Annotated in this window: 12 protein-coding genes; all 12 read left to right on the top strand. The window is 62.2% G+C overall.

Going from position 1 to position 13927, the window contains the following annotated elements:
• Positions 1-315: 315 nt before the first annotated feature.
• The 12 genes from AVME950_RS21060 to AVME950_RS21005 all read left to right on the top strand — a co-directional run bounded on the left by AVME950_RS21060 (position 316) and on the right by AVME950_RS21005 (position 13900).
• Positions 316-1155 (top strand): putative hydro-lyase, encoded by an 840-nt coding sequence (locus tag AVME950_RS21060; protein WP_502869436.1) that lies wholly within the window; start codon positions 316-318, stop codon positions 1153-1155.
• 47 nt (positions 1156-1202) lie between these two features.
• Positions 1203-2468, top strand: coding sequence for an ABC transporter substrate-binding protein (locus AVME950_RS21055; protein WP_284431295.1), 1266 nt, complete (start codon positions 1203-1205; stop codon positions 2466-2468).
• A gap of 32 nt (positions 2469-2500) precedes the next feature.
• Positions 2501-3367, top strand: coding sequence for a branched-chain amino acid ABC transporter permease (locus AVME950_RS21050; protein WP_056168550.1), 867 nt, complete (start codon positions 2501-2503; stop codon positions 3365-3367).
• Positions 3368-3372: 5 nt separating this feature from the next.
• The gene (locus AVME950_RS21045; RefSeq protein WP_284431294.1) at positions 3373-4404 is read left to right on the top strand and encodes a branched-chain amino acid ABC transporter permease; all 1032 of its coding nucleotides are present in this window, start codon (positions 3373-3375) and stop codon (positions 4402-4404) included.
• The gene (locus tag AVME950_RS21040; protein WP_284431293.1) at positions 4404-5117 is read left to right on the top strand and encodes an ABC transporter ATP-binding protein; all 714 of its coding nucleotides are present in this window, start codon (positions 4404-4406) and stop codon (positions 5115-5117) included. Before AVME950_RS21045 ends, AVME950_RS21040 begins: the two co-directional genes overlap by 1 nt.
• Before the next feature lie 2 nt (positions 5118-5119).
• Positions 5120-5824, top strand: a complete 705-nt coding sequence (locus AVME950_RS21035) for an ABC transporter ATP-binding protein (RefSeq protein ID WP_284431399.1) — start codon at positions 5120-5122, stop codon at positions 5822-5824.
• A gap of 68 nt (positions 5825-5892) precedes the next feature.
• Positions 5893-6891, top strand: a complete 999-nt coding sequence (locus tag AVME950_RS21030; RefSeq protein ID WP_284431292.1) for a TRAP transporter substrate-binding protein — start codon at positions 5893-5895, stop codon at positions 6889-6891.
• 27 nt (positions 6892-6918) lie between these two features.
• A complete protein-coding gene (locus AVME950_RS21025) occupies positions 6919-7467 on the top strand; it encodes a hypothetical protein (protein WP_284431291.1) in 549 nt (182 codons plus the stop codon).
• Positions 7468-7505: 38 nt separating this feature from the next.
• Positions 7506-11162 carry a hydantoinase B/oxoprolinase family protein gene (locus AVME950_RS21020; protein WP_284431290.1) on the top strand — a complete coding sequence of 1219 codons (3657 nt, stop codon included), beginning with the start codon at positions 7506-7508 and terminating at the stop codon, positions 11160-11162.
• A 122-nt stretch (positions 11163-11284) separates the two neighbouring features.
• Positions 11285-12859: a methyl-accepting chemotaxis protein gene (locus AVME950_RS21015; RefSeq protein WP_284431289.1), complete on the top strand. Its 1575-nt coding sequence runs from the start codon at positions 11285-11287 to the stop codon at positions 12857-12859.
• Positions 12860-12903: 44 nt separating this feature from the next.
• The gene (locus tag AVME950_RS21010) at positions 12904-13380 is read left to right on the top strand and encodes a hypothetical protein (RefSeq protein ID WP_284431288.1); all 477 of its coding nucleotides are present in this window, start codon (positions 12904-12906) and stop codon (positions 13378-13380) included.
• 88 nt (positions 13381-13468) lie between these two features.
• Positions 13469-13900: a hypothetical protein gene (locus AVME950_RS21005; protein ID WP_284431287.1), complete on the top strand. Its 432-nt coding sequence runs from the start codon at positions 13469-13471 to the stop codon at positions 13898-13900.
• The last annotated feature ends 27 nt before the right edge of the window (positions 13901-13927 follow it).

The following is a 13927-nucleotide window of genomic DNA, read 5'->3' as shown; positions in this document are numbered from 1 at the left end:
CGGCTGGCCCCAGGCACCCACCTGAGCGTGTCGAAGGGCCCGGAAATCCCTTCGGTAAGGAGGCCGTAGACCCATGCAGCGGCAACGGAATCCTTGCAGCCTGATGGCCTTCGCGGCAGCAAGACTGCCTATCAACCAACGCTTCGTTCTGGTGCTTTGCAGCCCTAGGGTTTTTCCTAGGCACCAAACTTGGGTAATTGTGTTCGGACATGGTGCATCGGAAAAATCGATGAGCTGATAGAAAATCTTTGCGTTTGCCACTTACGAGGGGCCGCCAACAGAATCCTTACATCGTTATGCATTTGGCATTTCGAAATGCAAGGAAACACGGTGGAACTGGAACAAACACAAACACTGGCCGCCTTTGGCCCTCAAGGTCCCAGCGATGCAGCCCACGTGCGCGGCGTCATCCGCAAAGGGCTGTGGACGCAACACACCAGCGGCTTGGCAGACGGCTACGTGCAGGGGAACATCGTGATCCTGCCCGAGGCCCTTGCAAGCGATTTCATGCGCTATTGCCAGCGCAATCCGAAACCCTGCCCGCTGCTGGCAGTCGGCGAGCCCGGCCAGCCCGCGCTCCCCAGCCTGGGCAAGGACATCGATATCCGCACCGATGTGCCCCTGTACCACGTCTGGCGCCACGGCGAGCTCAAGGAAGAAGTCGCCGACATCACGGAACTGTGGCGCCCCGACCTGGTGACCTTCGTGCTGGGCTGTTCGTTCTCGTTCGAGTACGCGCTGCAGGAGGCCGGCATCCGCCTGCGCCACATCGAGGAGAGCCTGAACATCGCCATGTACCGCACCAACATAGCGACCGAGCCCGCAGGCCCGTTCAGTGGGGCCATGGTTGTGACCATGCGGCCCATGCCTGCGGCTGATGCCATCCGGGCGGTGCAGGTCACCTCGCGCTTTCCCAACGTTCACGGCGCACCGGTGCACATCGGCGACCCGTCGCTCATCGGCATCAAGGACCTGGGCCGGCCCGACTATGGCGACGCGGTGGAACTGGCACCCGGCGATATCCCTGTCTTCTGGGCCTGTGGCGTCACCCCACAGTCCGCCATCCTGACCGCGCAGCCTGCCTTCTGCATCACGCACGCCCCCGGTGCCATGTTGGTGACATCGCTGCTCAACCACCAGTTGGCCTCGTTCTAAGTAGTCCACCACGGCAAGTCGTTCAAATTATTAAAGGAGCAACTGAGATGAAAAAAACCCTCTGGACCCGAGTAGCCGCTGCGATCGGCGGCGCCTGCATGACCGTTGCCGTCCATGCGCAGCAGGAAGTCAAGATTGGAGTGATCTACCCGCTGACCGGCGCTGGCGCTGCCGCAGGCGCCGAAATGCGCAACGCGCTGGAACTAGCCGCCGACATCGTGAACAACGGTGCTCCCTCGGTGCCCAACCTGCCGTTCTCCGCCGGCAAGGGCCTGCCCAACCTCAAGGGCGCCAAGATCAAGCTCGTGTTCGCCGACCACCAGTCCAACCCGCAGATCGGCGCGACGGAAGCCGAGCGCCTGATCACGCAGGAAAAGGTGGTCGCCCTGATCGGTTCGTACAACAGCAACGTCACGGCCACGGCCAGCCAGGTGGCCGAGCGCGCCGGTGTTCCTTTCTTGAACCCCGAGTCGTCCTCTACCTCGCTCACGCAGCGCAACTTCAAGTGGTTCTTCCGCATCACGCCGCACGATGACTTGTTCGTGCATAACGCTTTTGAGTTCCTCAAGGAGTTCGAGGCAAAGCGCGGAATCAAGCCCAAGGTGGTGGCATCGCTCAACGAGAACGGCCTGTGGGGAACGGAAACGACCAAGCTGCAGACCAAGCTGGCGACAGAGTTTGGCCAGAACATCGTCAAGCAGGTGTCCTACCCGGCCAAGACCACGCAGCTCACGTCCGAGGTGCAGACCCTGAAGGCGGCCAACCCCAACCTGGTGCTGCAGTCGTCCTATACGGCAGACGCCATCATGTCCATCAAGACGTACAAGGAACTGGGCTTCTCGCCGGACATGATCCTGGCCAACAACGCGGGGTTCACCGACACCGACTTCATCCGCACGCTGGGCAAGGACGCCGACTTCATCATCACCCGCGAGACCTGGGCGCTGGACCTGGCCACGCGCAACCCGATGATCAAGGAGGTCAACGACCTCTTTCAAAAGCGCTACAAGATCAACTTCACCGGCAACAGCTCGCGCACCTTCACCGGCCTGATGGTGATGGCCGACGCGATCAACCGTGCGGGCTCCACCGAGCCCGAGGCCGTGCGCACCGCGCTCACGCAGACCAACATCCGGGCCGACGACATCATCATGCCGTGGAAGGGCGTGAAGTTCGACACCTCGGGCCAGAACACGCTGGGCCGCGGCATCCTGGTGCAGATCATCGACGGCAAGTACCACACGGTCTGGCCCTTCAACATGGCGACCCGCGAAGTGGTGTGGCCCATGCCCAAGTGGGACCAGCGCAAGTGAAGGCCCCACGGGCTGAATCCTGAAAGAAAACCATGACTGCGGAAATTCTGTTTCAGACGCTGGCCTCGGGCGTGATGATCGGGTTGATATATGCGCTGGTTGCGATCGGATTGACCATGATTTTCGGGGTCATGGACATCGTGAACTTCGCGCACGGCGAGTTCCTGATGCTGGGCATGTACTCGGCGTTCTGGATGTTCTCGCTGTATGCGCTCGACCCCCTCTACACCCTGCCGCTCACGGTGCTCATGCTGTTCGCGTTCGGGGTGCTGCTGTACCAGTTCGTGATCGTGCGCATCATCAATGCGCCCATGCTCTCGCAGATCTTCACGACCTTCGGAATCATGATCCTGCTGCGGGGGGTGGCCCAGTTCTTCTGGAAGCCTGACTTCCGCTCCATCGAGAACTCGCTGGTCAGCGGCACCGTCAAGGGCTTCGGCGTGCAGGTCGGGCAGCCCCAGCTGGTGGCGGGCATCGGGGCCATCGTCATCACCGGCCTCATCTACTTCTTCCTCAACAAGACACGCCTGGGGGCGGCGCTGGAAGCCACCGCGTCCGACAAGGAAGCCGCGCGCCTCATGGGCATCGATTCGCACAAGATGTTTGCGCTGGCCTGGGGTGTTGCTGCTGCCTGCGCCGGCGCTGCCGGGGTGCTGCTGTCCACCTTCTTTCCCATCTTTCCGGACGTCGGCGCGAACTTCATCCTGCTGGCCTTCGTGGTGGTGAACCTGGGCGGCTTCGGCAGCATCACCGGTGCGTTCTGGGCCGGGATCCTGGTCGGCGTGATCGAGGTGATGGGGGGGCTGCTGCTCGGGCCCCAGTACAAGACCGCGGTGGTGCTGGTGCTCTTCCTCGGAGTGCTCATGTTCCGCCCGCAAGGCCTCATGGGCAAGGCGTGATCACCATGAAAAACTCAATCCTTATCGCAGCGCTGCTGCTGGCCACCCTGGCGCTGCCGTCCTTCGTGGATGCGTCGCACCTGAACATGGCCATCCTCGTGCTCATGGCCGCCCAGCTGGGCGTGGCGTGGAACATGCTCGGCGGGTACGCCGGGCAAGTGTCCCTGGGCCATGCCGCGTTCTTCGGGCTGGGGGCCTACACCTCCACGCTGCTGCTGCTCAAGTTCGGCGTCAACCCGTGGATCGGCGCGCTGATCGGCGGCGCCCTGTCGGCCTTGCTCAGCCTGGCGTTCGGCTGGTCGTGCTTTCGCTTGAAAGGCCACTACTTTGCCATGGCCACCATTGCCGTGGCCGAGCTGGTGCAGATCTTCTTCAACGAGTGGGAATACGGCGGCGCCGCCGTGGGCCTGTACGTGCCCATGGACAAGCAGGGCTGGCTGTGGATGAACTTCGCCACCAAGCTGCCGTACTACTGGCTGGCGCTGGGCCTGCTGGTGCTGACCCTGGCCGCCAACTGGTGGGTGGAGCGCAGCTACCTGGGCTACTACTTCCGGGCCATCAAGGACGAGCCCGATGCTGCGCGGAGCGTGGGTATCAACATCGCCCGCTACAAGCAGGTGGCCCTGTCGTTGAGCGCCTTCTTTGCGGCGCTGGGGGGCAGCCTGTATGCCCAGAAGGAGCTGTTCATCGACCCGGGCTCGGTGCTGTCCACGGCGCTGTCGATCAAGATGGCCCTGGTGGCCATCCTGGGCGGGGTGGGCACGCTGTTCGGTCCGGTGGTGGGTTCCATCGTGCTCACCAGCATCGAAGAGTTCACACGCATCGTCTTCGGTGGCACGGGCCGGGGCACGGACGTGATCATCTACGCCACCATGATCATCCTGATCGCCGTGTACTACCCCATGGGGATTCTCGGATGGGTCAAGAGCTTCAAGGAGCGTCGTGCAGCGCGTGCCGACGCATCGCGTCAGGTCGCCGAGCATGCGGATGCCGTCAATGTGCAGCGAGTCAAGGCCGCCGGCCAGGGAGAGGTGTGATGAAGCTGCTTCAAGTCAAACAGGTCAGCAAACGCTTTGGTGGGCTGACCGCCAACCAGGACGTCTCGTTCGATGTGGACAAGGGCACCGTCGTAGGGCTCATCGGGCCCAACGGCGCGGGCAAGACCACCATGTTCAACTGCGTGGCGGGCTACTTCGCACCGACCGAGGGCAGCATCCTGCTGGACGGTCGCAACATCGCCGGCCTGCCGCCCGAGGCCTGCGCCCGTGCCGGCGTGGCACGCACCTTTCAGGTGGCGCGCAGCTTCACCAGCATGACGGCGTGCGAGAACGTGATGACCGGCGCCATGCTGCTGCAGCACAACGTGGCCAAGGCCCGGGCTTCGGCGATGCAGTGGCTGGCGTTCGTCAACCTGCACCGCTTTGCCGACAAGCCTGCGGGCAGCATGACCATCAGCGAGCAGCGCCGCCTGGCGGTGGCCCGCGCGCTGGCCATCGAGCCGCAGATATTGCTGATGGACGAAGTGATGGCGGGATTGAACCCGTCCGAAGTGCGCGAAGCCGTGGACGTGGTGCTCAAGATCCGCGAGCGGGGCATCGCCTGCCTGATCGTGGAACACGTGCTCGAGGGCATCATGCCCATCGCCGACAAGATCGTGGTGCTGGACCGGGGCGTGAAGATCGCGGAGGGAACGCCGCAACAGGTCTCCAGCGACCCGCACGTCATCTCCGCCTACCTGGGAGACGAATGAAAATGCTCGACATCAAGAACCTCAAGGTCTGCTACGACGACGTGCTGGCCATCTCGGACGTGAGCCTTACCGTGGAGGCCGGCGAGATCGTGGCCCTGGTGGGCGGCAACGGCAACGGCAAGTCGACCACCTTGCGGGCGGTGGCGGGCCTCAACGCTGCCGCAGCGGGGGACGTGTCCTTCAACGGCCAGTCCATCGGCGGCCTGCCTGCCCACCGGCGGGTGTCGCTAGGGCTGTCCCTGGTGCCCGAAGGGCGCCGGCTGTTCCCGCGCCTCACGGTGCTGCGCAACCTGGAGCTTGGCGCCTTCACCCGAGGAGACAAGCACGAGGTGGCCAGCAGCATCGACGAGATGCTGGGGCTGTTCCCCATCCTCAAGGAGCGCGCGACGCAGCTCGCGGGCACCATGAGCGGTGGCGAGCAGCAGATGCTGGCCATCGCACGCGGGCTGATGGCGCGACCCAAGCTGCTGATGCTGGACGAACCCTCGTGGGGCATCGCGCCCAAGTTCGTGACCAAGGTGCTGGATGTGATCCAGCAGATCAACGCCAAGGGCGTCTCCATCCTGCTGGTGGAGCAGAACCTGCACAAGGCGCTGGCCATCGCACACCGCGGCTACGTCATACAGACCGGGCGCATTGCGATGGAAGGCCCGGCCCAGACGCTGCTGCACGACGAAGGCGTCAAGAAGGCGTACCTGGGCCTCTGAGCCTTCGCGCCCGCGTGCCCGACCTGCCACGCCCAGCCAGCCAGTCGCCCAACGTTCCTGGAGTTCCTGTGAAAACCTTTTGCAAGACCGCACTGTGTGCGGTGGGGATGGGCTGCGCCTTCGCAGCGCTCGCCCAGGCCTCTGCAGCCCCTGCCCAGGCGCAATGGAAGCTGGCCACGGGCTACCGGGCTGAGTCGTTCCACACGCGCAATCTGGTGCAGTTTGCGCAGGAAGTCGAAGCCGCTTCGTCAGGGGTGCTGCGCATCGAGGTGTTCGCCAACAACACACTGGCAAAGCTTGCGGACATACCGGCCGCTGTGCAGAGCGGCAAGGCGCAGGCGGGTGAGACCATCATGACCAGCCTGGTAGCAGACATGCCCATCGCCGGGGCCGATGCCGTGCCATTCGTGGTGCACAGCTATGCCGATGCACGGCGCATGTGGAGCCTGCAGCGGCCGTTGATCGAGGGGCACTTCGCACGCAAGGGCCTCATTGCCCTGTATGCGGTGCCGTGGCCGCCGCAAGGGCTGTTTTCCATCGCGCCCGTGAAGTCGGCTGCCGACTTCAAGGGCACGCGCATGCGCACCTACAACCCGGGCACGGTGCGCATCGCCGAGCTGCTGGGCGCCACGCCGGTGGACGTGCCCATGGTCGAGGTCAACAAGGCGCTGGGTGCGGGGCAGCTCGACTCCATGATCGCCTCGGCCCTCACCGGCGTGGAGAACCAGGTCTGGGGCCAGATCCGCCAGTACTACGGCATCGACGCGTGGTTCCCCAAGAACATCGTGTTCGTGAACCAGCAGGCCTTCGACGCGCTCCCGACTGCGACGCGCCAGGCCGTCATCAAGGCGGCCGCCGAGGCGGAGACGCGCGGCTGGGCGATGAGCGAGGCCGTCGCCCAGGAGTCGGTGGCCGAGCTGCAGCGCAAGGGCATCAAGGTAGACCGTCCCACCGCCGAGCTCAACGCCGAACTCAAACGCCTGGGCGAGCGCTTCTCGCGCGAGTGGCTGCGCTCGGTGGGCGGCGAGGCCAACCAGCTCTTCATTCCTTACTACACGCAGCGCTGATTCCGTTCAGACGCCGGAGCCAAGAACATGCATTCCCCCCAGAACACCATAGAAAACTACCTGCTTGCTAAGGATGGCAACCGCCCACACCTTCTGGACGGGGCTTTTGCCGACTACGCATTGCTGCAGATGGAAGTGCGTCAGGGCGCAATTACTTTTCCACCGCTGGCGCAAGGGCGCGAAGCGATTGCCGAGACGCTGGTCCGCAACTTCAACCGCAGCTTCGAGAACGTCTACACCGTGTGCTTGGCCGACCCGCCAGCTTCGGACTGTGAATACTTCCAATGCGAATGGCTCGTGGCCATGACCGAAAAGGACAGCCGGGCCGTGCGTGTTGGCTGCGGCCAGTACGAATGGCGCTTCGCACCAGATAGTGGTTTGGCCCAAGAGCTGCGCATCACGATTGAAACCATGCAGTCCTTGCCTGCAGCCGACACCCTTTCCGTCATGACCTGGGCTACGGCGTGGGGCGGTCCGTGGTGCTCCAAAGCGTTTGCCTTGGCCAGCGCGCCGTCCATTGCAGGGGTCCGCGAAGTGCTGGAGCGCTTGGCTCCGAAATCTGCGGTTGCCACCTAACCCTGCCTTTCCCGCTTCTTTCTTCCATTGGAAACACCATGACCGAAATGACAAACCAAGTACAGATTCCCCGCTGGCAGTTCTGGATCGACCGGGGGGGTACGTTCACCGACATCGTGGGCAAGCGGCCCGATGGCACGCTGGTCACCCACAAGCTGCTGTCCGAAAACCCCGAGCAGTACAAGGACGCCGCGGTGGCGGGCATTCGCCACCTGCTGGGCCTGGCGCCCGGCGAGCCGGTGACGCCGGCCCAGGTCGAGTGCGTGAAGATGGGTACCACCGTGGCCACCAATGCGCTGCTGGAGCGCAAGGGCGAGCCCACGCTGCTCGTCACCACCCGGGGCTTTCGCGATGCGCTGCGCATCGCGTACCAAAACCGCCCACGTCTGTTCGACCGCCACATCCAACTGCCCGAGCTGCTGTACACCGAAGTGATCGAAGCCCGCGAGCGCATGGGCGCTCGTGGCGACGTGCTGCAGTCGTTGGAAGAGGCCACGCTCAGGGGCGACCTCCAGGCTGCCTACGGGCGCGGCCTGCGCAGCGTAGCCATTGTGTTCATGCACGGCTACCGCTACACGCAGCACGAAAAGGCAGCGCAGCGTATTGCACAGGAAGTCGGTTTCACGCAGATCAGCACGTCGCACGAAACCAGCCCGATGATGAAGTTCGTGAGCCGGGGCGACACCACGGTGGTGGACGCGTACCTCTCGCCCATTCTGCGCCGCTACGTAGAGCAGGTGGCCAGCGAGATGCCCGGGGTCAAGCTGTTCTTCATGCAGTCCTCGGGCGGCCTGACGGACGCGACCACCTTCCAGGGCAAGGACGCCATCCTGTCAGGCCCGGCCGGTGGCATCGTCGGTATGGCACGAACGGCAGGCCTCGCGGGGCACAAGAAGGTGATCGGATTCGACATGGGCGGCACCTCCACCGACGTGAGCCACTATGCGGGGGCATTCGAGCGCGAGTTCGAAACCCATGTGGCCGGCGTGCGCATGCGCGCACCCATGATGAGCATCCACACCGTGGCAGCCGGCGGCGGGTCGGTGCTGGCGTACGACGGCTCGCGGTTTCGCGTGGGCCCGGAGAGCGCGGGTGCCAACCCCGGCCCCGTCAGCTACCGCCGCGGCGGCCCGCTGGCCGTGACGGACGCGAACGTGATGGTCGGCAAGGTGCAGCCACGCTACTTCCCCAGCGTGTTCGGCCCGGCTGCCAACGAGACGCTGGATGCCGACGCGGTGCGTGCACGTTTTCAGGACATCGCCACGCAGACCCAGCGCAAGCCCGAGGAAGTGGCCGAGGGCTTCATCCAGATCGCCGTGCAGCAGATGGCCAACGCCATCAAGAAGATCAGTGTGGCGCGCGGCTACGACGTGACGCGCTACACCCTTCAGTGCTTTGGCGGTGCGGGCGGCCAGCACGCCTGTCTGGTGGCAGATGCCTTGGGCATGTCACGGGTTTTCGTGCATCCGCTGGCAGGGGTGCTCAGCGCCTATGGCATGGGCTTGGCCGATCAGAACGTGATCCGTGAGCAGGCGGTGGAGATGCCACTGGCCACCGAGGTGCTGCCCTTGATTGCCGAGCGGCTGGACGCGCTGGGCTCTGCCGCCCAGGCTGAGCTGGAGCGCCAGCAGGTCAGCGCCAACCCCGTGCAAGTGCGCTACAACGTGCATGTGCGCTACGAGGGTACCGATTCTGCGTTGATCGTGCCCTTTGGCGACGTGCCGGCCATCCAGTCTGCCTTCGAAGCGGCATATCGCCAGCGCTTTGCATTCCTGATGGTGGGCAAAAACCTGGTGATGGAGGCCGTGTCGGTCGAGGCGGTGATCGCCGGCGATGCCCCCGCAGAGCCGCGCCTGCCTGTGCACCCGCAACGCAAGCATCCGCTGCGCGAAACGGTGAAGATGTACTCGGGCAGCGAGTGGCACGATGCGGCCCTGGTGGTGCGCGAGGACCTGCGCCCTGGCGACGTGGTTCCCGGCCCCGCCATCATTGCCGAGAAGAACACCACCACCGTGGTGGAGCCCGGCTGGTCGGCGCGCCTGACCGACCTGGACCACCTGGTGCTGGACCGCGTCACCGCGCGCAAAGTGCAGTACGCCGCCGGCACCACGGTGGACCCGGTGCTGCTCGAAGTCTTCAACAACCTGTTCATGAACATCGCCGAGCAGATGGGCCTGCAGCTGCAGAACACTGCGTATTCGGTGAACATCAAGGAGCGGCTGGACTTCAGCTGCGCGCTGTTCGATGCCACAGGCAACCTGATCGCCAACGCCCCCCACATGCCAGTGCACCTGGGCTCCATGGGCGAGAGCATCAAGACCGTGATCCGTGAGAACGCCGGAAAGATGCACCCAGGCGATGTGTTCATGCTCAACGACCCCTACCACGGCGGCACCCATCTGCCCGATGTAACGGTGATCACGCCCGTGTATGTGGCGGCAGGGGCGGAGCCAACCTTCTACGTCGGTAGCCGCGGGCACCATGCAGACATTGGTGGCATCACGCCCGGCTCCATGCCACCGTTCTCCACGCGCATTGAGGAAGAGGGAGTACAGATCAACAACGTGAAGCTGGTGGATCGCGGCATCTTCCTGGAAGAGGAGGTGCGCACGCTGCTGGCCACGGGCGGCGGCACCACACAGTACCCCAGCCGTAACCCAGACCAGAACCTGGCCGATCTGCGCGCGCAGATCGCCGCCAATGAGAAGGGCGTGCAGGAACTAGGCAAGATGGTGGATCAGTTCGGCTTGGATGTCGTGCAGGCCTACATGGGCCACGTGCAAGACAACGCCGAAGAATCCGTGCGCCGCGTGATCACGCAGTTGAAAGACGGGCAGTTCACCCTGCCGCTCGACAATGGCGCGCGGATCAGCGTGTCGGTCAAGGTCAACGTGGCCGAGCGCAGCGCGGTGATCGACTTTGCGGGCACCAGTGCGCAGCAGACCAACAACTTCAACGCGCCGCGTGCGGTGTGCATGGCCGCGGTGCTGTACGTGTTCCGCACGCTGGTGGACGACGACATTCCGCTCAACGCCGGGTGCTTGAAGCCCTTGCAGGTCATCATCCCGCAGGGCTCCATGCTCAACCCCAACCCGCCGGCCTCAGTGGTGGCGGGCAATGTGGAGACCTCTACCTGCATCACCAATGCGCTGTTCGGCGCGCTGGGCGTGATGGCGGGCAGCCAGCCCACGATGAACAACTTCACCTTCGGCAACGCGCAGTACCAGTACTACGAAACCATTGCGGGCGGCAGCGGTGCGGGTGCGGTGTTCGATGCATCAGGCCGCGCGGTGCGCGGGTTCGACGGCACCAGCGTGGTCCAGACCCACATGACCAACTCGCGCCTCACGGACCCCGAGGTGCTGGAGTTCCGCTTCCCGGTTGTGCTCGACAGCTACGAGATCCAGCGTGGGTCGGGCGGCGCGGGGCGCTGGGCCGGCGGCGACGGCGGCGTGCGGCGCGTGCGCTTCCTGGAGGCCATGACGGCCAGCATCCTGTCCAACGGCCGGATCAACCCCGCCTTTGGCATGGCAGGCGGCCAGCCGGGCCGCGCGGGGTCCAACCGGGTGCTGCGCGCCAACGGACAAGTCGAGGAGCTGGGGCACATCGGAGCCGCGGAGATGAAGCCGGGGGACGTGTTCGAGATTTCCACCCCGGGCGGTGGCGGCTTCGGCGAGCGCCTGAGCGCCGGCTGAAACGTGACGTGCCCAGCAATGGAGGCAACGAAGAGCCGCATCGCTGGGCGCGCCTGTTCGGCACTCGCGCTCATTCATGTTGCGCCTGAATAACCTGAATTTTTTGAGCACTGGCCCCAGCCATGAGAAACCTATCGCTTCGCCAAAAATTGTGGCTTCCATTTGTTTTTGCTTGGCTCGGCCTGCTAGCACTTACTCTGATGAACGCATGGCAAACCCGTGAAGTTCAGTTTCAAGCACGACAGTCCGCGCTAGCCGATATTACGGACATGTCTTTGAGCATTATTTCCAACTTTGAAAGACAGGTTGCGTCCGGGAAAACTACGGATGAACAGGCTCGAATTTCCGCACTGGAGCAAGTGGCAGCACAGCGCTACGGAAAAGATGGATATGTGACATTGGTTCGAAACGACTCAGTTGTCGTTATGCACCCAATCAGGCCCGATTTAGCCGGGAAGGACATGAGTGGATTCAAGGATGCTAAAGGAAATTCACTTTACGTCGACATAGCCTCAACCGGGGCGAGTTCTGAAGGCAGGGGCTTTGTACATTATTGGTGGCCACGCCCAGGCAGTACTGATCCCAGTCCAAAGATCGGCTATGTCGTTCGGTTCAAGCCGTGGAACTGGGACTTGGTTGCAGGGGACTACGTGGACGATATAGAGCATGCATTCAGGGCCGCGCTTTATAGATCAGTCGGAATGCTTGTAATGCTTGGAGTTGTGATCTCCGGATTAACACTATTGGTCGCGAGGGAAATTGAAAAATCTGTTGGAGGGGAACCGAGCGCTGCAGCAAAATTCGCTCTAGAAATCGCAGAAGGTGATTTGAGGCGAGAGGTTCCTGTCCGACCCAATGATCGACGGAGTCTCATCTTCGCGATCGCTTTCATGCGCGAACGCTTGACGGACATACTGTACAAAATTCAGCAGGCAACGACCACCATCGACCAAGCATCGCGCGAAATTGCCCAGGGAAATAGTGATCTTTCTGCTCGTACTGAGCAGCAAGCCTCCTCGCTTCAGCAAACTGCTGCAAGCATGGAAGAGTTGACAGCCACGGTGAAGCAAAACGCCGACAATGCTCGGCAGGCGGCCGAGCACGTAATCACCACTGCAAGCACGGCGGAAAATGGTGGGAAAGTCGTGGCACAGGTGATTGATAGCATGCGGTCGATCACAGCTAGCTCTCGCAAGATCAGCGAGATCATCGGGGTGATCGATGGAATCGCATTTCAAACCAACATACTCGCCCTCAATGCGGCTGTCGAGGCGGCACGCGCAGGCGAGCAAGGGCGTGGGTTCGCAGTGGTCGCAGCTGAAGTCCGCGGATTGGCACAACGGAGCGCAGCGGCCGCGAAGGAAATCAAGGTCTTGATCAATGACTCCGTCAGTGAGGTAAATGCAGGTTCTGAGCTGGTGGAGAAAGCGGGAGGAACCATGGATGAAGTGGTTCAGTCCGTACAGAGGATCAATGCGATCATGCAAGAAATTGCATCTGCAAACTTGGAACAAACGGCTGGGATCGAAGAGGTCAACCGTGCCGTGACTCAGATGGATGTGATGACGCAGCAAAATGCCGCGATGGTTGAAGAGGCAAGTGCCGCAGCCGCTGCAATGGCAGCCCAGGTTGCTGTTCTACGGCATACGATCTCCATTTTTCATCTGAGCCCCTTGGAATCTAGTGCTGGAGCATGAGCTCGGACAGTGCGCACAAATTTTTCGAAGCCTTAGATCTTTGCATGTCATTCAACCACCGATACCTTTGGAGTACCGCCTTCGTCACCAGCTCCTTGCGTAATGAGCGTCTTTCGGAGACAGCCACTTTCTGCTATTTCCTGGCAATCATGGCTTTCGATTGGTTGCAGTTCACGCTCATTGCCACGACACCAAACACCAGCATCAGCTTGTGGTCCACGGTGGGTTCCTGGTCTACCTTTGCTGTCACCGTGCTTGGCCTTGTGTACCTCTATCGCATGAACGGCGGCAGCAATGGCAGGAAATTTCTGCAGCGCTATTTCCCGCTGTCCGTCACGGTAGGCTGGAAGTTCGTCGTCGCAATGTTTGTCGCCTTATGGCTTATTCCTAGGGTCTTGGCTGGGCAAAACCACGAAACGTTGGGCTGGAGCGCCACCGTTTCATTCACAGTCATCAATATTCTCATGTTCTGGCGCATTGGGGCTCACCTCAGGTCGCTGTCCGATGAACCTAGCGTCTAGCCGTTCCATAGAGAGAACGTCATTCGGCAAGCCGGGCGTCGCCTCCAATACCAAAGATGAGACCCCGATGACACACTGGAGTGCTTGAATGTTCAACATACGCTTGTACGTCTTGCTGTTCGCTACTCTTGCCACAACCAACGCAATGGCCACTTGCCCCTTGCTTGATCTGGTGGTGTACCAGGGGAAGGACTATCCCCTTGCGGGCTATACGAAGCCTCCACGGAACCAGGAAATTGACGACTGGGTCAGCACACTTCCCTCGTGTTCGGCTCCGGGTCAAGGTCGAGCTGTCTACGAGACCGACGGGAAGAACATTTTTCTCGTGAAGTTTCGCAGTTGTAGTTCCGAGCTCAGCGTCTCCGATGCCTACGGAACGGCAGAGTTAAAAATTCCTGCCAAGTGGCTCGATGGCAAGTTCGATGTTGCGCTGGGTAGCTGTCATGGCGGGTGGGATCCTGCAAAAGAATCCTTCATCGTCAAAGAAGGAGCACTTGTAGAGTTTTCGAAGACTCCCTAAATGAGCCAGTCACAAATTTTGTGCGGG

This window comes from Acidovorax sp. SUPP950, assembly GCF_030158935.1.
Taxonomy (GTDB): Bacteria; Pseudomonadota; Gammaproteobacteria; order Burkholderiales; family Burkholderiaceae_C; genus Paracidovorax.
Note: the sequence above shows the minus strand (reverse complement) of the source record. Positions and strands in the feature narration are given on the sequence as shown.